This window comes from Clostridium sp., assembly GCF_051654825.1.
Lineage (GTDB): Bacteria > Bacillota > Clostridia > Clostridiales > Clostridiaceae > Clostridium.
The window spans coordinates 1-21,228 of sequence record NZ_JBOFYU010000129.1; the positions used below are offsets into that span (position 1 = coordinate 1).

Annotated in this window: 23 protein-coding genes; 2 read left to right on the forward strand and 21 right to left on the reverse strand. The window is 26.8% G+C overall.

Annotated features, from left to right (window positions below; translation table 11 throughout):
• The 3 genes from ACRDBA_RS07995 to ACRDBA_RS08005 form a co-directional block, all read right to left on the reverse strand.
• Nucleotides 1-380: 1,3-beta-galactosyl-N-acetylhexosamine phosphorylase N-terminal domain-containing protein (locus ACRDBA_RS07995; RefSeq protein ID WP_438572398.1), on the reverse strand; the 380-nt coding region annotated here is incomplete at its 3' end.
• Between the two features lie 42 nt (nucleotides 381-422).
• Entirely contained in the window at nucleotides 423-1,319 is an 897-nt protein-coding gene (locus tag ACRDBA_RS08000; RefSeq protein ID WP_438572399.1) for a carbohydrate ABC transporter permease, read from the reverse strand.
• A 14-nt stretch (nucleotides 1,320-1,333) separates the two neighbouring features.
• On the reverse strand, nucleotides 1,334-2,227 hold the full coding sequence (locus ACRDBA_RS08005; RefSeq protein WP_438572400.1) for a carbohydrate ABC transporter permease: 894 nt from the start codon (nucleotides 2,225-2,227) through the stop codon (nucleotides 1,334-1,336).
• A 227-nt stretch (nucleotides 2,228-2,454) separates the two neighbouring features.
• Between ACRDBA_RS08005 and ACRDBA_RS08010 the strand changes: the two genes are divergently transcribed.
• On the forward strand, nucleotides 2,455-3,324 hold the full coding sequence (locus ACRDBA_RS08010; protein ID WP_438572401.1) for an AraC family transcriptional regulator: 870 nt from the start codon (nucleotides 2,455-2,457) through the stop codon (nucleotides 3,322-3,324).
• Between the two features lie 44 nt (nucleotides 3,325-3,368).
• Here the strand turns inward: ACRDBA_RS08010 and ACRDBA_RS08015 are convergent, their stop codons facing one another.
• From ACRDBA_RS08015 to ACRDBA_RS08100, 18 genes are all read right to left on the reverse strand, one after another.
• Nucleotides 3,369-4,586: a response regulator transcription factor gene (locus ACRDBA_RS08015; protein WP_438572402.1), complete on the reverse strand. Its 1,218-nt coding sequence runs from the start codon at nucleotides 4,584-4,586 to the stop codon at nucleotides 3,369-3,371.
• 28 nt (nucleotides 4,587-4,614) lie between these two features.
• Entirely contained in the window at nucleotides 4,615-5,526 is a 912-nt protein-coding gene (locus tag ACRDBA_RS08020; protein ID WP_438572403.1) for a PucR family transcriptional regulator, read from the reverse strand.
• Between the two features lie 287 nt (nucleotides 5,527-5,813).
• On the reverse strand, nucleotides 5,814-7,046 hold the full coding sequence (locus ACRDBA_RS08025) for an NAD(P)-dependent oxidoreductase (RefSeq protein WP_438572404.1): 1,233 nt from the start codon (nucleotides 7,044-7,046) through the stop codon (nucleotides 5,814-5,816).
• Between the two features lie 157 nt (nucleotides 7,047-7,203).
• Nucleotides 7,204-7,590, reverse strand: coding sequence for an NUDIX domain-containing protein (locus ACRDBA_RS08030; RefSeq protein WP_438572405.1), 387 nt, complete (start codon nucleotides 7,588-7,590; stop codon nucleotides 7,204-7,206).
• Nucleotides 7,591-7,826: 236 nt separating this feature from the next.
• Nucleotides 7,827-8,516, reverse strand: coding sequence for an NAD(P)/FAD-dependent oxidoreductase (locus tag ACRDBA_RS08035; protein ID WP_438572406.1), 690 nt, complete (start codon nucleotides 8,514-8,516; stop codon nucleotides 7,827-7,829).
• A 209-nt stretch (nucleotides 8,517-8,725) separates the two neighbouring features.
• Nucleotides 8,726-9,535 carry a sugar-phosphatase gene (yidA, locus tag ACRDBA_RS08040; RefSeq protein ID WP_438572407.1) on the reverse strand — a complete coding sequence of 270 codons (810 nt, stop codon included), beginning with the start codon at nucleotides 9,533-9,535 and terminating at the stop codon, nucleotides 8,726-8,728.
• A gap of 122 nt (nucleotides 9,536-9,657) precedes the next feature.
• Nucleotides 9,658-9,927 (reverse strand): ATP cone domain-containing protein, encoded by a 270-nt coding sequence (locus ACRDBA_RS08045; RefSeq protein WP_438572408.1) that lies wholly within the window; start codon nucleotides 9,925-9,927, stop codon nucleotides 9,658-9,660.
• Between the two features lie 51 nt (nucleotides 9,928-9,978).
• Nucleotides 9,979-11,265: a hypothetical protein gene (locus tag ACRDBA_RS08050; protein ID WP_438572409.1), complete on the reverse strand. Its 1,287-nt coding sequence runs from the start codon at nucleotides 11,263-11,265 to the stop codon at nucleotides 9,979-9,981.
• Nucleotides 11,266-11,402: 137 nt separating this feature from the next.
• Nucleotides 11,403-12,848, reverse strand: a complete 1,446-nt coding sequence (locus tag ACRDBA_RS08055) for a DEAD/DEAH box helicase (protein ID WP_438572410.1) — start codon at nucleotides 12,846-12,848, stop codon at nucleotides 11,403-11,405.
• A gap of 68 nt (nucleotides 12,849-12,916) precedes the next feature.
• Nucleotides 12,917-13,354 carry a GNAT family N-acetyltransferase gene (locus tag ACRDBA_RS08060; protein ID WP_438572411.1) on the reverse strand — a complete coding sequence of 146 codons (438 nt, stop codon included), beginning with the start codon at nucleotides 13,352-13,354 and terminating at the stop codon, nucleotides 12,917-12,919.
• Between the two features lie 81 nt (nucleotides 13,355-13,435).
• Nucleotides 13,436-13,966: a helix-turn-helix domain-containing protein gene (locus ACRDBA_RS08065; RefSeq protein ID WP_438572412.1), complete on the reverse strand. Its 531-nt coding sequence runs from the start codon at nucleotides 13,964-13,966 to the stop codon at nucleotides 13,436-13,438.
• 294 nt (nucleotides 13,967-14,260) lie between these two features.
• Nucleotides 14,261-14,899: a peptidylprolyl isomerase gene (locus ACRDBA_RS08070; RefSeq protein ID WP_438572413.1), complete on the reverse strand. Its 639-nt coding sequence runs from the start codon at nucleotides 14,897-14,899 to the stop codon at nucleotides 14,261-14,263.
• A 135-nt stretch (nucleotides 14,900-15,034) separates the two neighbouring features.
• Complete coding sequence (locus tag ACRDBA_RS08075; RefSeq protein WP_438572414.1) at nucleotides 15,035-15,178, reverse strand: clostri-philic family protein; 144 nt, start codon at nucleotides 15,176-15,178, stop codon at nucleotides 15,035-15,037.
• A gap of 67 nt (nucleotides 15,179-15,245) precedes the next feature.
• Nucleotides 15,246-15,662, reverse strand: a complete 417-nt coding sequence (locus ACRDBA_RS08080) for a DUF3785 family protein (protein ID WP_438572415.1) — start codon at nucleotides 15,660-15,662, stop codon at nucleotides 15,246-15,248.
• Between the two features lie 103 nt (nucleotides 15,663-15,765).
• On the reverse strand, nucleotides 15,766-17,553 hold the full coding sequence (locus tag ACRDBA_RS08085; RefSeq protein WP_438572416.1) for a HAMP domain-containing sensor histidine kinase: 1,788 nt from the start codon (nucleotides 17,551-17,553) through the stop codon (nucleotides 15,766-15,768).
• Nucleotides 17,553-18,230: a response regulator transcription factor gene (locus ACRDBA_RS08090; RefSeq protein ID WP_438572417.1), complete on the reverse strand. Its 678-nt coding sequence runs from the start codon at nucleotides 18,228-18,230 to the stop codon at nucleotides 17,553-17,555. The genes ACRDBA_RS08085 and ACRDBA_RS08090 overlap by 1 nt, the downstream gene beginning before the upstream one ends.
• 258 nt (nucleotides 18,231-18,488) lie before the next feature.
• Nucleotides 18,489-19,649 (reverse strand): iron-containing alcohol dehydrogenase, encoded by a 1,161-nt coding sequence (locus tag ACRDBA_RS08095; RefSeq protein ID WP_438572418.1) that lies wholly within the window; start codon nucleotides 19,647-19,649, stop codon nucleotides 18,489-18,491.
• A 93-nt stretch (nucleotides 19,650-19,742) separates the two neighbouring features.
• A complete protein-coding gene (locus tag ACRDBA_RS08100) occupies nucleotides 19,743-20,108 on the reverse strand; it encodes a MerR family transcriptional regulator (RefSeq protein WP_438572419.1) in 366 nt (121 codons plus the stop codon).
• Between the two features lie 89 nt (nucleotides 20,109-20,197).
• Here ACRDBA_RS08100 and ACRDBA_RS08105 point away from each other — a divergent pair.
• Nucleotides 20,198-21,228 (forward strand): MATE family efflux transporter (locus ACRDBA_RS08105; RefSeq protein WP_438572420.1); only part of this gene is annotated, 1,031 nt, incomplete at its 3' end.

The following is a 21,228-nucleotide window of genomic DNA, read 5'->3' on the forward strand; positions in this document are numbered from 1 at the left end:
TTATCTGTACTAACTACTTCACCAGTAGTTCTATCTATTACTTCCCAGAATTCTTTTACATCATGATATGAATCTGGTTGTACTTGCTCTGCAAAATATCCATCCATTATTGATACTTTTAATGTGTCTTCTGTTGCTAAATGATGTTTAGTCATTAAATATGTTTGTTGTAGCTCATCCATGTTTTGTTGTGCCCATTCATTATCTCCACGTGCAACAAAATATGTTGAGTAAATTTTTTCTGCTAATCCCTTTATTTCTCTTGGAAGCTTGAATCCATCACAATCACGAATCCCATCTGCTCCCCATTTTTCAACTATTTCAATAGTTTCATTTATAAAATTGTCATCTGTTGGTATTGTAACTCTACCTCTATTCATCTCTTTTTTCCTCCTGCCTAATATCTTATTACTCTAATGCTATTATTCTTTTATTCCACCTACTGTCATACCTTCTGTTAATTTCTTTTGAACTAAGATATAAAGTATTATTATAGGAACCATTACTATTACTAGACCTGCATACATTGCTCCATAATCTGTTGCTGTTTTTTGAACTTGCATTAAGTTTATTAGTCCTAATGGTAAAGTTTTAGCCTTATTAGGTAACATTGTTAATGCTATAATGTATTCATTCCAAAATGCTAAGAAGTTAAATAGTACTACTGTTATAATACTTGGCTTTGCCATTGGAATAATTACATGTATTAGAGTTTTAAGTCTTCCACATCCATCCATATAGGCTGCTTCTTCATATGCTTTAGGTAATGTTCTCAAATAGTTTTGTAATAAGTGAATAGTAAATGGTAATGCTGTTGCAGCATATATAATTGCTACCACTATTCTACTATCTAAAAATACTGTTAAACTTGCTGGTATAGCAAATATTTCTCTTACTAATTTTTCCCCATCTAATACTAATAAGAATATTGGTACTACGATGTAGTTTACATTTATAAATAATCCGGCTGCAAAGATAGTATCTAGTATCTTTTTACCTTTAAATTCAAATCTTGATAATGCATACGCTGCTGGTATTGCAACTACTAATAAAATTATTAGAGCTAGTCCAGTAACTACGATTGAGTTAATGAAATACTCACCCATATTAGCATCTATAAATGCTTTACGGAAGTTTTCAAAGTATAATCCTTCTGGCATTGCCCATGGATTTCCATAGAATTCTGATTTATGTTTTAATGATGCAAGAAACGCCCAACCTAAAGGAACTAATATACTTAATGCAAATACACTTAAACATACATAAGTGAATATCTTCATTAACTTTTCAGCTGACATTTCCTTAAAAGCTTTTTTCATATCAATCCCTCCCTCTAAAATTGGATAATATCTCTCTTTGTTATTTTACTTATTACTAATGATAGTACGAATGAGAATATAAATATTACAACCCCTATAGCCATACCATATCCATATGCTGAGTTTGAGTATGCTTGCTTGTACATATAACTTAAGAATACTTCTGAGCTACCGTTAGGTCCACCCATAGTCATAACCTTTACAAATAGGAAGCTTAAATTTATTGTACTTACTATAAAGAATGTTAATGTTGTTCTTATTGTGTTCCAAACTAACGGTAATGTTATTTGGAAGAACTGTTGTAATTTTGTAGCTCCTTCTAAGTCTGCTGATTCATAAAGACTTGCTGGAATACTACTCATGCTAGCCATGTACATAACCATATAATAACCTACGGCTTGCCATATCATAACTGCTGCAATACACCAGATTACAATTTTTTGATCTCCTAGCCACATCTTTGCTAAGGAATCTAAACTTAGTGCTTTAAATGAAGCATTAAGTATTCCTTGATTAGGGTCAAGAACAGCTGAGAATATTGCTGATATTACTACAACTGATAAAATATTTGGGAAATAGAATACTATTCTAAAGAAATTTTTAAATTTCATATCCTCCCTAGTTAATACTGCTGCTGCTGCTATAGCTAAAATTAATGTTATGACTGTAACTATAACTATTAAAAATACTGTGTTTTGAAATGACCTTAAAAAATTCATATCCTTAAATAAGGTTGTAAAATTATCAAATCCTACAAAAGTTTTATTATTTGATAATCCTCCCCATTTAAATAGTGACATCCAAAATACATTTATAGTTGGTATTACCATAAAAACTATGAACAAAATGATTGCTGGAAGCACAGATAACCCAATGAATAAATTTTTTGAGGTGTTTTTTCTACTCATAAATGATTCCCCCCTTGTTTGTAATCCTCACACATTTATTGTAGTAAATTGTAATCTTTTACACAATAATATTGTTGCTGAGTTTTTTAGTTATATTGCTATTACCAACAATATATCAAATTTTATATTATTTTCTAATTTATTTTATTACTAATATTACCACAATATATATAATATGTTATAATATATATAACTATGGGTAACAAGATATTTATAGAGGTGCATTTATGAGTAATACAAGATATTTAATTGGCGAAAATAACATTTATAATTCCAATTACGAACTGCATTATATTAGTAAATCTAAGTTTGAAGATGATTGGCATAGTATTGCCCACTTTCATCCATTTACAGAGATATTTTTCATAACTAACGGGTCAGGATGTTTTCACTTAGCTGATACCGTTGTCAATGTCAAGCAATGGGACTTAATTATTATTAACCCTAACTGCTTGCATACTGAAAAATCTTTTTCAAAAAATAATCCATTAGAGTATATAGTTGTAGGTATTGACAACTTATCTTTAAGTTTTAGACATACTCAAACCCTTACTAATAATGATAGTTCAGAAAAACTTTATGAAATTATGAATCTTTCTCAAAGCAAAGATATTATAATTCATTATTTAAGTTGTTTAATTCAAGAAATAGAGCTAAAAGAATTTAATTACGAGGTAGCGTGCAAAAGCATGTTAAACCTTTTCATAACTCATGTTATACGTAATTCACCAACCTTGCTCTTTGTAGAGGAACCACAAGAAAAATTAAATTTAGAATGTATTAAAATCAAAAATTATATTGACTCACATTATTCTGAAAACATAACATTAGATTTTTTATCCGAATTAACATATGTTAATAAATTTCACTTAGTTCATACATTTACCAAACAAATAGGTGTCTCACCTATTAACTATGTTATAAATCGTAGAATTGAAGAATCTAAAAATCTTTTAACAACTACTAATTATTCAATTAGGGACATTGCTTCTATTGTAGGATTTTCTAACTCATCTTACTTTAGTCAAATGTTTAAAAAGATAACAGGGACATCCCCTAAGGGATATAGAACTAGTAAAACTTTGTGTAAAATATAATAAATAAGAAAGCAGCAAATTATATATATTGCTGCTTTCTTATTTTATAAAATATTTTTTTTCTTAAAATCACTTGGATTTACATTATAAAATTTTTTAAATAACTTATTAAAATAAAACTGATCTTCTATACCAACAGCTTTTGACACTTGCTTTATTAAAATAGATTCATCCTCTAGTAATTCCATTGCTTTCTTCATTTTTCTTTCATTTATGAAATATACAATATTTTTACCAGTTTCTCTTTTAAACATTCTACTTAAATAGCTTTCATTCATATTTATATCATTTGATAACATTTTTAGTGTTATCTTGCTTTGAATATTCTTATCAATATAACTAATAATATCTTCTACTTCTTTTCTATATTTAATATTGCTTGCACTTAGCTCTTTTCGACTAAATTTTATAGATTCATCATCAATTATATAATTTTTAAATGAATAGAAACAATAATCCAATTTATTTATGGTGTTTTTTAATAAATCACATATTTCATAATCAACATTACACAAGTCAGATAAAATAGCATAAATATTACTATTATTATTTTGTTTAACTTTATTTATATTTTTTGTTACTATATTAATTACCTTTTCTCTTTGCGATTCATTAAATATTAAAATATTATTATTATTATTTAGGTATATTGGCATTACATTTATAAAGTTCTTTCTAGCTTCATTTAATATATTACTCATTAGTTCATTTAATAAAAAACCATCTTCTTTTTTGAAATATATAATTCTATATGGCTTTTTTAAAATTTCATTCTCTGCTTTCTTAAATATTTCTTCTATTTTTGATTTACTTATATTATATCCTTTAGCAACTTCTTTCAATAAATTACTAATATAATAGTTATCTTTGTTATCCTCATTATTATTTGATGTAATTCCCATTACTTTTTCTATTAATAAAGCAACTTCATTGTTATCTATAAAATCTCTTGATAAATAATCTATAGCTCCATTTTTCATTGCATCTCTTACAGTTTTATATTCTATATTATTGCTAATAACGATTACTTTACTTTTAATACTTAATCTTTTTATTTCTGATATTAAATTTAATCCATCTAACCCTAAAATATTTATATCTGTAATTACAAGATCAATACAATTTTCCTTTATTATGTTTAAAGCTTCATTCCCATTAAAAGTTACCCCAACAATGTCACATCCCAAGTCTTTCCAATTAATGATATCCTCTAATGAATTATCTGTTAGGCTTTTATCATCTACAATTAATAACCTGCACATATAATATTTCTCCCTTATACCCTCTTTACTACTTTATACCTTTGCTATTTATATATAAAAAATATAAAAATGTTGCTTCTTTAAAATTTCTTATATCCAATCCTGTTACCTTTTTTATTTTTTCTATTCTATACATAAGTGTATTTCTATGTATGTATAAATTTTTAGCAGCCTTCGTTAAAGATAAATTGCAATTTAATATTTCTTCTAAAGTTAGTATTATTTCATCGCTAAGATTTTCAAATATTTCTTTATACTTAATCTTTAATTTATTTGAGTATTCCTCATTTAAATTATAAATAATTTTTTCAAGATACATTTCAGAAGATATATAGACCTCTGGTGTTATTTTAAAACCTCTCCCTATTTCTATTGATTGTAAAACATCACCATATGTGTTCTTAAATCCATTGAAACTTCCATCTAAATCACCTATTCCAATAAAAATCTTTTCACCACTATCTTGCATTATACTTTCTATCATAGATAATGCATGTTCTCTTTCTTCATCAAAATCCCCAATCAATACTATTCGATTATCTAACACTTCAATATATACGTCTTCATAATGGTAAATACTTTTTATAATACTAAAAACTTCTTCAATCTTATAACATTCTACAATAAATATTTTTGAAGCCTTGTAAATTATACTTTCTGAAATATCTTCCCATCTCTTTTTACCATTTAATATAGATTTTATTGTATCTTCTTTTTCAATAAATTTATTTATCATAAACTCTATAAAATCTATTAGGTTCTTATCATTTTTCTCTATACTAAGTATCCATTCTACGTCATTTACAATAATTTTTCTTACTAATATATCTGGCTCATGTGATAAATTATTAAATATTTCATTGTAATAATTGTCAACAAGTTTTATCTTTAACTTAGTTTTTTCACACATTTCAACTATTAACCACTGTAACTTCCCCATATAATCCCCCTGATAGTTTAAATACTATATTGAAAATCAACTTAAATCATAAATTTCTAAACTTTTTTAACTTCTCATAAAATACTATTAAATTATATTTTAACTCTCCTTAATATTTTATCATCACTTTATAGTTAATATCTATAATAACATAATTATTTTATACATTTATGTAAAATTATTATATTTATTGTAAATAATTTTATAATTTTACATTTTGCAAATAACTTTTTACATTTGATCTATAATAAAAAGCTTATAAAGATTTCTCCTTATAAGCCTTTTAACTATTTATTTTCTATATATTTTATCATTTCTTCTGCTACTAATTTTGCATGTGCAACTGCTTTAACTACTGTTTCAGCTCCAGTTACTACATCTCCTGACGCAAAGACACCATCTCTAGTTGTATGTCCACACTTATCAGTTACTAATAATCCCCATCTATTAGTTTCTAAGCCAGTTGTATTAGATACTATATTATTTCTAGGTGTTTGACTTACAGATATAATTACTGAATCACATTCAAATAACCCTTCTGTACCTTCTATAGTCACTGTATTTACTCTTCCATCTTCACCTATTTCATTTTCTGTTTCTATAAATTTAACGCCATTTTCATTTAATTCTACAGGAGCCTTAAATAATTCAAATTTAATACCATCTTCTATAGCTTCCTCTAATTCAGCCTTTGTTGCTGGCATATTCTCAAAGCCTTTTCTATATAGTATGTATACTTCATCAGCTCCACTTCTCTTTGCAGTTCTAGCTGCATCCATAGCCACATTTCCTGCTCCAATTACGCATACCTTCTTACCTAAATTATAAACTGATGGAGCTTTTAAATAATCTATAGCATAATGAACATGACCTAAGCTTTCCCCTTTAATTCCTAAAGTTTTAGGATTCCATACTCCTGTTCCTATAAATATTGCTTTATATCCATCTTCTAATAATTTATCTATTGTAAGAACTGGCCCAACTAAAGTATTTGGTCTTATTCTTACTCCTAATTGAAGTAATCTTTCTTCATATTTATCTAAAATAGTCCTTGGTAACCTAAACTCTGGAATACCATATCTTAATACCCCACCTATTTTTTCATGTGAATCAAATATAGTTACTCTATATCCTCTTTTAGCTAAAATAAATGCTATAGTTATTCCAGCTGGTCCCCCACCAACTATTGCAATACTATCATTTAATTTATTATCTACTGAAAAATTTGTGTTTTCTAAAAATTGTTTAGATATGTACTCTTCGATTTCATAAAAATGTACTGGTTCATCCTTTATTCCCTTTATACAATGCCCCTTACATTGATTTTCATGAGGACATACTATTCCACAAACTATTGATAATGGGTTGTTATTAAATAACATTTCCCCTGCCTCTTGTAATTTATTTTGTTTAAATAAATCTATTACTTCTGGAATTGGTGTATTAATAGGACAATTTGCCTTACATCTTGGATTTTTACATAAAAGGCATCTATCTGCCTCTAATTGTAATTCTTTCATTTGTAGCCCCTCCATTTTCTTTCAAAATATCAAGTTTATTGACTTAATTCTTTATACTATATCATTATTATATCTGTCAATTAATTTTATATAAACAAAATGCCAAGCTAATGAAAAGCTTGGCCTATATATTATTAATTTTTATAACTCTCTAATTCTATCTTGAGAAATATCTAAGAATTTTTTCTTTTTCTCCTGGTGCAAAGTCATATGCATCTAGAGCATCCTTACTTACCCATTTGCATGATACTATATCTGCATGACATGTTATTTTTTCTCTTAATGATCCAATATAAAGTTGTACACTTTCATCATTTTCAGAGTCAATTATAAATTCATCAAATTGATTTACATCAAATAATATTGATTTTAACTCTTCCTTAACAGTTCTATGTACGCATTTTTCAATTGATTCTTTACCCTTTAACTTCTTTCCAAATATGTACCATAATTTAGGTTCATTTTTCTTTGCCTTTCTTTGAGCAATCAAAACATTATTAAAGTCATCCTTAATTATAATTGAACATCCAACAACGTTTGCCATATGTATCCCCCTCTTACCTTGTTTAATATATTATTTATTAACATTCAAAACATTATTATAAACGACTTCAGAAAACATTTACATGGGTGACCTGAAAGTACTATGTCTATAAATAAAAATATATATAGGTTTTTTCTCTCTTAAACCTATATATATTTTATCACTATTCGGAATAAATTTCCTCATATTTTTTTAAATTTTTTAAATTTTTTTTTAAATTCCATGATTTTTACTACTTATTCCGAACTATTATTTCCTTTTTTTACATTAATTCCATAAATAGTTTTAGATTTTACATTTTCAATTCCTACTCTATCTATGAAAAAACCTAATTTTTCTCCCGCTTCAGCATTTATTTTATAGTAATGAATTAATTTTTCTATTAATAAAAGAGTTTCTTCTTCATTTAAATCACTTGCTAAAATATCAGCCATTCTTTGGTTATACCCCGCTGACCCTCCTATAGTAACCATTAACCCTGATTTATCAGCAATAACTCCAATATCCTTTGAATAAACACTACCACAAGCATTTTTACATCCAGATACCCCTATTTTAGTTCTACAAGGCATTTCCATCCATTGATATTTTTTAGATAGTTTCATTCCCAATCCAATAGTATTATATTTTGATCTTTTACAAAATCCTGCTGGACAAATCTCAACATTTTTTATTGAATTCTGTGATTTAACAGCTGGTTTCATATCAAGTTCATCCCATATACTTTCTATATCATCATAGTTTAAATTAGTTATTAAAATTCTTTGACCAGATGTTATTTTTAAAACCCCATTATACTTCTTTGTAACCCTTGCTATTTTCTCCAAATTTTCTGGTGTAATAAATCCACCTGGTATATGAGGTGTTATTGCGTACGTTCTTTTTCCATCTCTTATTTTTTGAAGGTTTGCATAAATATCTTTCATTTTACTCTCCTTATAAAATAAAACTAAATATTTTTGATTTTATTATATTTATCTATATTTTTCATTTTATACAATATATTTTTTTATTTTATATTTTTGTTTTTAAAATGTATTTTATATATACATTTTAATATAATTTATACTATTTTACAAAGTTTTTATAAAAAAAATACCTGTAGTAATTAAAACCACAAGTATTTTATGCCATCTTATTTATTTAAAACAAATTTTTCTATTGCTTTTGCAACTCCATCATTATTATTGCTATCAGTTATATAATCAGCAGCTTTTTTAACTTCTTCAAAAGCATTTTCCATAGCTACACCTAGTCCTGCATATTCTATCATATGTAGATCATTTCCTGCATCACCCATAGTAATAACTTCTTCTCTTTTTATTCCAAGGTGATTTGCTAATAATTCTACTCCTGTCCCTTTATTCGCTTCTTTATTTAAGAATTCTAGGAAATATGGAGTACTTTTAACTACAGTATATTTTTCATATACTTCTTTTGGTAGTTTCTCAATTGCTGCTCCTAATATTTCTGGCTCATCTATCATCATTATCTTAATAATAACATCATCTTTATCTACTTTTGTAAAATCTACTTCTGTAACTTTTATCTCATTAATCGTAGCTTCTACTTCAGTATATTTACTATTTTTAGGAGTAATTAATCCTTGTTTTTCTGAAAAAGCATGTATATTAACTCCTAATTCCTTGCTTAAGTTGTGAAGATAATGTACATCACTACCACTTAAAGCTATTTCTGACACAGCTTCTTTATTTTTTGTTTTTTGAACTAATGCCCCATTATAGCTTAAGACATAATCATTTTCTCCAAGCATTTTAAGTTCTTCTAAATATCTTCTTACTCCTTCAATTGGTCTTCCTGTTGCTAATACTACAGTTACACCCATATCTCTTGCTTCTTGAATTGTTTTTTTAGTTCTTTCTGAAACGCTCTTATCTTCTCTTAATAAAGTTCCATCCATATCTAGTGCAATTAACTTGTACATTATTTACTCCTCCCAAAATCAAAGTCAATGAAATTATAACATAAACCAGTCTTTTATTCATTAATAAGTTAATTTTAATATAATTTAAATAAGCCCCTTACTTTAAGTAAGAGACTTAACCTTTATTTTAAAAAATAAAAATATGATTTTAAAACTGAATTAAATCCATCTCTTTTTAAAATTGTAAATATTACACCCATAACTTCATAACTTGATGTTATGATTTCATTTCTCTTTATTGACTTTAATGAACCCACAACATCTCTCGTCAATATATCTAAATCTGATTCATTTAAATATACCTGAACATCCTTTGCTGCATTATCTATACTAGTTTTAATTTTATTTATATTAAATTCTTCTACTCTACCATCCTTTTTTATTATCTTCATAGTAACACCATCCTTTGATTATATTTTGTGATAAAATACATATCAATATACTTAATCGGATATTGGGACTAAATTTTTCCTATTAAATCTTCTATTCTTTATAAATAAGCTTTTTGAAATTGGTTGATTTGCATTATTAACTCTTTCTGCACACCAAACTAAAACTTCATCATAAATTCCAGCAAATATTATTTCATATCTTTTTGGTGGTGAATCAATTATAAATCTTGCTTCATCATTAGGCAGCATTACTTTTTTACTTTTAATGGCTTCATATGGTGTACTTTCTAAATCCTTAATTATTATTTCTACTTCTGCTATTGAACTCTTATTATTTTTAAGCATAATTACTATACTCTTTGTATTTATATTTCTTGTAACGCCTAATGTACTTATGACCTTTGCTTGTTCTTCTACAGCGCACCATGATGACTCTATTACTTCATCAATATTTTCATATACTTCACTTTCATTACATATGGATTTACTTTCATAGTTGTTTTCTCTTAAAAGTTCGTCATCATTTATATCATCATTAGTTTCAACTTCAACAGCTAAATTAGTTACATTATAGTAAACTCCATATCCTAAGAATATTATTTCTAACAACTTCTGATTTACACCTAAAACCTTTGATATATCTGTATTTAATAATCCCCAAACCTTAACATTACCTATACACTCCTTATGATTCATAAGTCTACTAGTTAATTTATATTGAGTATTTTCATTTTCTATATTCCAAACTAAATTATCAGATTTTCCCTTCCACAATCCTAAATGTAATTTTCCACAGGTCTCCTTATAACTAGGAATTGAAATATCCTCAATCTTAACTTTAGATATAGGACAATCATCATCATAAATATAATATACATTTATTTTCTTAAAGCTTTGTGATTCATTTTCATAAACAGTTATTATACTCCACCCACAAGATATCTCAATATTTTCATTTATATTATTGCTACAAATACTTATATCCATATTAATATTAGATTTTATTACTGATAATAACATATCTGAAATATCTATTACCTGAGTATATATATCTCTACTAGGATTTATATTTATCTTGAAAATGTCTGTATCACTTTTAATTCCTTCTATAGTTAATCTTAGCTCACATTCTAACTCAGCATTTGGAATATGGTCATTAAGTATATTTATTGAAAATGCTAATTGTGAATATTTAACTTCACTTTTTTTAGGTATATTAAATATAGCATTTGTTACCGCTTTTCTTTTTACACCATTACAGAGAGATAATTTACTCTTGCTTCCTATATTAACAATAGAACCTCTAATATATTCTGAATACGTCTGAACTATATTCAATAATCCTATCCTCCATAAAAATTCCTCTTACTATTATTATAATTACATGTTTGTTTTCTGTTACAAAATTGAATTTTTAATTATCTATATAATAAAAATCAGGGAGTAAGCATTTAAAATACTTACTCCCTTTAAAATTACTTTTTAGCTTTTGTTAGTCTTAGTTTCTTTCCTTTAACAGATACTTCCTTATGCTTATTAAGAACATTATTTCCCTTTCCATTTAAAATATCAATAAAAGAAAATCCATCTTGCACATCAATTATTCCAATGTCTTCTCCAGTTAGTCCTTCTAAATTGCTAAAACAACCAACAATATCTATAGGTCTTATCTTTTTCTTTTTTCCACCACTTATATGTATCTTAGTAACTTCTGAATGAATGCTTTTCTTTTTTGCTCCAACATTCTTTTTAAGTTCCTTTTGGCTCGCTTTAAAAATCTCTCTTCCTTCTCTAACATCTTCATCTAAAGAAAATGCCCCTTCTTCTATTGAATATCCCACATACTCTTCTATTCCTTGAAGAAACTTCTTTTCATAATTAGATACAAGGGATATTGCTGTCCCATCTTTACCGGCTCTTCCTGTTCTACCTATTCTATGTACATAACTTTCTCTTTCCATTGGAAGCTCATAATTAAATACATGTGTTATATGATCTATATGTATTCCTCTAGCAGCAATATCTGTAGCCACTAAAACCTTAAATTCCTTATTTTTAAATCTTTCCATAGTTAATAATCTATCTTTTTGCTCCATATCACCATGTAACTGTTCTACCTTTATTCCTTCTCTTTTAAGATTCGCGCCTATTTCTTTAACCTTATCCTTTGTATTACAAAATACTATAGCTGCCTCAGGTTTATTTGAATAAAGTCCTCTGCATAGCTCATTAAACTTATCTTTTTCTTCTATATTTAAATAGCTTTGTTTTATTTTATCTCTATTAAATACCTTTGATTTAATTTCTAATATATTTGTATTATTCATATATTTAGAACATAATCTTTCTATTTCACTAGGTAATGTTGCTGAAAATAAAGCAGTATTTCTTCCCTTAGGAAGTTTATCTAAAATATCTCCTATTTGATCTATGAATCCCATATTTAACATCTTATCTGCTTCATCTACAACTACAAACTTAATATCCTCAAGTTTTAAGTTTCCTCTATTTATATGATCACTTATTCTTCCTGGTGTACCTGAAACTATGTGAACTCTTTGCTTTAACTCTCTTACTTGTTCATTAAAAGGTTGCTTACCAAATACAGCTGCACATCTAACCTTTTTAAGTCTTCCTATATTAGAAATATCTTCTTTAACTTGAAGTGCAAGCTCTCTAGTAGGAACTAATACTAGCCCTTGAACTCTACTTTCTTCTACTTTAATCTTTTCGCATAAAGGTATACCAAAGCTTGCTGTTTTTCCACTTCCTGTTTGTGATTTTACAATTATATCTTCATCCTTTAACATATATGGAATAGCTATCTTTTGTACTTCTGATGGCTCATTAAAGCCTAAATTATTTAAAGCCTTTAATATTGGCTGACTTAAATTCATATCTTCAAATTTATCTTTGTTCATTAAATTACCTCATTTATTTAAATAGTATTCTTATTTTACCCTATAACAAATCAATTAACAAATTTCTTTTATAGTTCTCTATTCATCATTATTATTTCATCATGTTCTAAAAATCCTCTTTTTTTATAAAAGCCTTCTGTCTTATCTCCTCTAGCTGTTAATAAAATAATTTCTGATATTCCTTTTTCTCTTAAAAGTATTTCAAATTCATTTAAAATTCTAGTTCCAATGCCCTTACTTCGTATATCATTTCTTACACAAAACTCTTTTATATTAAACATAACTCCATTGTAATACTGTTCTTCTGCTCCTAGTATCATTCCAATAATAAGATCTTCTTCATGAGCTAATATACCATATGCCCCTGGACAATCCATCATTTGAGTTAATCTTTTACTTGCTGTTTCACTTGTCCACTTATCGTTCCAAGGTGGTGAATTAAAAGTTTTAATATAAATTTCTACGATAGCTTTTATATCTTCTTTTTTCATTTCTCTAAATTTCATAATCTTATCCTTTCTAAATACAACTAAGAAAAGACTTATTTATATCAAGCCTTTTCTCACTATATTTAAATATATTCTATTTTAGTAATCTAATTGCTTTAATGTTAATAATAATCCACCATCTATAAAGTCATTAAGCTTATATAACTTAATTTTATTTTGTATTCCTCTATCAACAGAATCTGAATTTGAAAAAAACTCTCTAACAGCTGTAATAGCATAGGCTAAAACTGTAGCTGTACCTGAACTTCCTAACTCAAACCCTAGTGATTCAGTATCTGATAATTGGCTTTTCATTAAACTATAAATCTTATCACAATATGCACCCTTTATCATTATCTTTTCATATTTGTTATCTAACGCTAGTAATAGTTCATCTGGATTATATACTTCAAATGCTGGATTTGATTTTTCTAGTTCTATAAGTTCATCTAAAACTGCTCCTGGAGTCTTTCCTAATGTATCTGCTAATGCAATAATTACTTTATTAGAATATTTTTCTACCTTTTTATTTTTATGAGTAGATAATAGTTGTTGACTTATTCCTGTCGCTTTATGCACATCATATCTCTTACAATTATTTTTTTGTAAATATAAATCTAAATAGTTCATAAATATACCTCCCACAATACACTTTAATAAAATTTATCTTATTAATTTATATTTTAGTAATATTTATTTTTTTATTACTAAAATATTCTTTACTATATTATACTCCTAATAAATATAATTGTGAATACTTTTTTGAATTTTTTTCTATATAAGTAACTTATGTTAATATGCTTAAAATAATATATTAAATTGGAATTACCCTTTATTTGGTCCGAAAAAAGAAATTTAGAAAATATTCTTGAAATTAAAGGCATAATAAAAGGAGCTATTAAAAATAGCTCCTCTTATTTATAATTATCCATTTAGTTTTTGTGGTTCGTCGTATTTAACACCCTTAGTGTCTATTTTTATTGATTTTATTACAATATCTTCAACTGGTCTATCTTGACCACCTGTTTTTACTGATTCTAACTTATCTAATACATCTTCTCCTGAAATAAGCTTACCAAAAGCTGCATAATCTCCATCTAAATGTGATGCATCTCCACTTACTATAAAGAATTGGCTTCCTGCACTATCAGGATAACCTGATCTTGCCATTGAAAGTACACCTTTTTCGTGCTTTACATCATTTTCAAATCCATTTGAAGAAAACTCACCTTTTATTGAATATCCTGGACCACCCATTCCTGTTCCCTCTGGATCTCCACCTTGAATCATAAATCCTTTAATAATTCTATGGAATATTAATCCATCATAAAAACCATCATTAGCAAGGCTTATGAAATTTTTCACTGTTTCAGGAGCTTTGTCTGGATATAATTCAGCTTCCATTGTTCCATATCCTTCAACTTCTATTGTTGCTATTGGATTCCCTCCATCTGAAGCTGATCCCCCTTCACTTTTACTGCTTCCACATCCAACTAACATAAACATACTTAATGATGCAGCAACTACTGATGTTAAAAATCTTTTCAAGTTGTTTTTTCTCATATCTTTCTCTCCTTATCTTTTAAAGCTTTACATAAATTATTATACAGTATAAAGCTATTACTTTAAAGTAAGTATATTAAGTTTACATATTTTTAAAATTAAAACCCCTAGTAAAACTACTAAGGGTTTTAATCATTATCTTATTGGATTACCACTAAAATCTGTATATTCAGGCTTATTTTCATCATTACCAATATTATTTTGGTCTTGATGTAACTTTTGTCTTCTCTCACCCTTTTGTTGTGCCTTATCCTTTACATTGCCATTGTTTTTCTTCAAAATTAACACATCCTTTATAAATAATTATTTACCTATTTATTGTGTACTTATAAAAGATTTTAATTCGTTAAACCTCAAATTCTTCAATTTCTATAGAATATACTCCACAATGTCTACAAACAATAACAGTTACTATATAACTTGTGTCAACTACACCTTCTCTATATAATCTTGTAAATGACTTTTTATCATATTCATTATCTATACTACTAGTAACAAACTTCCCATCTTTTCCATAAGCATAAAAATAGAACTCTAGGAAGTCAAATACCTTTTTCTTTTCTTCCTTTCCAGTTTTACATTCTTCACAACATGTTTCATAATATGCTGTTTGGAAATCTACATCTTCACTATTTTTTAATAAATCTATTACTTTTTCAAAATCTATATCTTCTAACTCAAATTCTTCATCATTTATAAATGCTTCTAAGTTATCTTCTCTTAATTCATATTCTTTTCCATCAAAATTAAAGTTGTATTTCATATCGTATCATCCTTTCAGTTTATTACATAATTTTAGAAAATAAACTACCATAAAATATATACTATCACACCTTTTACTTATTAACCACACTAAGTAAAATTAATTAATATTCATTGCATATTTCTAATGTAAAATAAAATAGCACTCCATTTTCTACATTTTTGACTCCAAAGGAACTATTATGAAGCTCTAAGATTATTTTTACTATTGCTAATCCTAATCCTGTCCCGCCATATTTTTTATTCCTTGATTTTTCTCCTCTATAAAAAGAATCCCATATATTTATAATTTCATCGTCATCTAATTTTACTCCCGTGTTTAAAATATTAAAAACATAATATTTTTTATCATCACTTAAATCAATACTTACTTTTATATTCTCGCCACTCGGAGTATATTTTATAGCATTAGTATATAAATTAACTATTACTTGACTTATTCTTTTTTCATCACCATAAACAATAGCTTCATCCATATCAAAATCTATATTTATATCTTTTTCTCTTAAAATAGATCTTAATTTATCATACTCTTTTAAAAATGTCCCCCACAAATCAAATGGTTGAACATTTAATTTAAATGATGGTGATTCTAGTCTCGATATATCTAGCATTTCTTTTACTAATCCATCTAATCTTTTAGTTTCATCTAAAATGCTATTATAATATTTTTCATCATTATACATACCATTTCTTATTCCATTAACATATCCCTGAATTATTGTTATTGGAGTTTTAAATTCGTGAGATATATTAGCTATAAGCTCCTTTCTTTTTTCCTCTTGAACTTTTTGAATATCCATATCATCCTTAAGCTTAACATTGGCCTTTTTTAATTCACCTAAGGCCTCTTCTAAATTCTCCGATATCTTATTTAATGAATTTCCTAACATTCCTATTTCATCTTCACTTGAAACCTTATATTTATCTGTAAAATTACAATTTGCAATATTATTTGCAATATTACTCATTTGTATTAAAGGTTTAGATATATACTTAGAATAAATAAATGATATTCCTACTACGAGAACTAAAGAAAATAAAAATATAAAGATATAATAATTATTCATTACACCTATAGCTTCACTTACTTGTGAAAGTGCAGTCACTCCAATTACTACAACTCCCCCAATATTTTTTCCATATAATAAGTTACTATATTCGTTTTTATTATCATATATCTTTTTTGTAAAATCATTTCCTATTAATAATTCATTCCATAAAGATAAGTCTGATCCAAACACCTCATATATTTTATTTGTTTGAGAAAAATAATAACTATTATCTACATTTATCTTTTTAACCTTTGCATTTCTTATATCTAAATTTTTTAAACTTGCTTCACTTGCACTTTGAGCAGGTAATACTAAACTTGGAGCTACTATACCACTATTTGTTTCAGCTTGAACAACATTAAATATGCTATCATAACTTACTCCATTTACTCTTAATGTAGATGGATATATATATCCTAAATTGTTTACAACACCTAAAACATCAATGTTATCTCCAACTTTTATCATTGAATCTTCTGAGTAATTTTCTAAAATTATTTTATAAACTTTTCCCTCTATATCCTCTAGCTCAATATTGCTCTTTGACATACTATAATCCATTGTAACTATATCATTTAAATAACTATCCTTTAAAACTAAAGCTATTTTTTCATTTCTGCTTAATTCATCTATAAACTCTAAAATTTCTGTGCTACTTTTTCCCTCTTCAATAAATTCTTGAAATTTATTTACTTCATCCTTTAATATACTTTCCTTTTTCGAAATATAATAAGGTTCAAATAAAAATTTCTGAAACATCAATTGAGTAATTACAAGTAATATTAATATTATTAAATTCATAAAAAACAACTTTGAAAAGATATTTTTTTTAAACATTATTCCACCTCAAACTTATATCCTACTCCAAAGATAGTTTTTATTGAATAAGACTTATGCTTTAAATTTTTTCTTAACTTCTTTATTTGAGCATCTACTACTCTAGTATTACCAAAATAATCATATCCCCACTTAGTTTCTAAAAGCTTTTCTCTTGATATTACAATATTTTTATTTTCCATTAAGTATTCTAGAACCTCAAATTGTTTTGGTTCTAGCTCTATTAGCTCTTCATCTAAAAATACTTGCATTTTCAACTTATAAAGCTTAATTCCATTTAACTCTAAAACATCTGAATTATTATTAGAAAGTAAATCTATTCTTTCTAATAACACCTTTGCTTTTGCTATTAATATATCTATATTAAATGGTTTAATTATATAATCATCTACCTTTAATTCATATCCCATTAACATATCCTCATCTTCAGCTCTTGCTGTAACCATTATTATTGGAACATTAGATTTTTTTCTTATTCTTCTTAATACTGTAAATCCATCTAGCTTTGGCAACATTACATCTAAAATAATTAAATCTATATTATTTTCTTCAAAATCATTTAATGCCTCTAACCCATCATTAGATATTATTGTTTTAAATCCATTATGCTCAAAATAATCAGATATCATTTTACTTATTTTATTTTCATCTTCTACTATTAAAACGGTCTTATTCATATATATCCTCCTTTATAATTTTAGTTTGCTACTAAAATATATAAAATAACAATTAATTAATCCTCTATATGAATATATTACTTTATATTATACTTAAAATTAAGTATAGTCATAAAAAAGTCATAGTTATACAATTAATGCTATATTTTTTATTTAATATTACATACTAAAATTTATTTAGATAATTATAAAAGACATCTAACAAGAATCTTTTTCCTTGTTAGATGCCTTTTTTAAATCATTAAATATTATTTAGTATTATAATGCACCTTCTAAAATTCTACGGCTTACATCTAATGTAACCTCTCTCGTTTCTGATAATGATGTCATTCCATGACTTTCTAAAGATTTAACTACATCATCAATCTTCTCTTTAGTAACTCCATAATCTGATAAATGAGTTTTAACCCCTAAGCTTTCAAAGAATTCACGAGTTTTATTTATAGCTAGATTTATTCTCTCTTCTTCGCTACCTTCTTTTATATTCCATACACGCTCTCCATATTGAAGAAGTTTATCTTTTTTAGCCTCTCTTCTTACATTCCAAATTGAAGGTTGTAATATTGCTAAAGTTTTACCATGATCTATTCCAAATAATAATGTTAGCTCATGCCCTATCATATGAGTAGTCCAATCTTGTGGAACACCAGCTCCTATTAGCCCATTTAACCCCATAGTAGCACACCAAACAAGGTTTGCTCTTGAATCATAATCTGTAGGGTTATCAATAGCTTTTCTCCCTATCTCTATTAATGTTTGTAATATTCCTTCTGCTGCTCTATCTTGGAATCTTCCTTCTGCTGGAAATGTTACATATTGCTCAACTACATGAATAAAAGTATCTATAATTCCATTTGCAACTTGCGTAGTTGGTAATGTATAAGTTAATTCTGGATCTAATATAGAGAACTTTGGAAAAGCCTTTTTACTAAAGAAAGCTAACTTTCCAATTCTTGATGTTATTACTCCTCCACTATTCATTTCTGAACCTGTAGCAGGTAATGTAACAACAGTTCCTAGAGGTATTCCCTTTGCAACTTCCTCTGGAATTGAATCATAACTAAATAAATCTTCAGGATTATCACCTGTATAAGTTGAAGCCATTGAAACAAATTTAGTTCCATCCATTACTGATCCTCCACCTACAGCTAGTAAAAAATCAATTTTTTCATTTTTAACTATTTCAACAGCCTTCATTAAAGTATCATATTTAGGATTTGGCTCAATTCCACCAAATTCAAATACTTCTCTATTTCCTAAAATATCTTTAACCTTATCTAAGGTACCAAACTTCTTTACACTTCCACCACCATAAAGTACAAGCACTCTAGAATTTGATGGTACTAAACTATCTAATTGAATTAAAGTATCTTTTCCAAATACTATTTCAGTTGGATTATAAAAATTAAAATTTAACATAAAGCATTTCCTCCTAAATTTTTCTATAAATTATATTATATTTATAGCTTACACCTTATAGTTAACTCTAAGTCAACGCTTTTATTTTAAATTTTAACAACTACTTTCTTTCCCATCATACCAGTCTAGCTTCTTATTTATTTTTTCTATACTTTTGTTTAATTCCTCTATTTTAAGCTCTACTGTCTTCTTATGATTTACTAGAATCTCTCTTCTATCATTTATAGTAGAATCTCCCTTTAAACTAAGCTCTACAATACTCTTTATTTCAGTCATTGACATTCCAGTATCCTTTAAGCACTTTATTAAATCTATCCAAAATATATCAGAGTCATCATAAACCCTTACACCATTACTATTTCTCTTAACTTCTGGTAGTAAGCCTTCCTTTTCATAGTATCTTAAAGTATAAGTGCTTAAACCCACAGCTTCAGCAGCCTTACCAATTGAATATTCCATACTACTTCCCCTTTTAAACTTTTAATTATTTAGCCTTTCTTTACAAAATATTATATCATAGTTTATATTTATTCTTAAGGAGTGATAATTTGAGTAATTCAATATCGTTAAGAAAAAAATTTATAAAATATCTTCTTCCATCTGTGGCAGCAATGTGGGTATTTTCACTTTATACAATGATAGATGGTATATTTGTTAGTAGATTTGTAGGACCAACAGCACTTGCAGCTGTTAATATATCTATGCCCTTTGTTAATTTAATATTTGCTACATCAATGTTATTTTCAACTGGGGCATCTACTATTATTTCTATCTACTTAGGTAAGGATGAACCTAAAAAAGCTAATCAGGTGTTTACCTTTAATTTAATAGCTATGGCTGTAGTTTCAATATTGATTACAGTTATTGCATTATTTAATTTAGATAAAATATCCTTATTTTTAGGAGCTACTGAAAATACATTACCTTTAGTAAAGGATTATTTAAAAATAATAATTTCATTTAATATCTTCTTTATAATTTCTTATTGCTTAGAAGTATTAACAAAGGCTGATGGATTTCCCCATTTAGCTATAATAGGTATGGTTATTTCAGCAATAACTAACATTATTTTAGACTTTTTATTTGTGGCTGTATTTTCCTTTGGAATTAAAGGAGCTGCCATTGCAACAATAATTTCTCAAGGAGTATCGTTTATTTTCTTCTTTAGTCATTTTATAAGTAAAAAATCTAAGTTAAAGCTAATAAGGTTTAAAGTTGATTTCTCTATGTTAAAAAGAATAATCTATATTGGGTTTCCTGATGCAATAACAGAATTAACTTCTGGAATAGTGATACTTTTATTTAATCAAGCTATTTTAAAACATATTGGCGAAAATGGAATTGTAACATATAGTATCATATGTTATGTAAATACTTTAGTAATAATGACTATGATTGCAATAACTCAAGGAATGCAGCCTTTATCTAGCTATTATTATGGACGTGAAGATTCTATTACAGTAAAAAAATTATTAAAGATGAGTATTAAAACTATTGCTATATCTTCAACCTTAATATTTATTATATGTATTGTTTTAGCAAAACCAATAGTTTCAGTATTTATAAGTAACTCAGATCC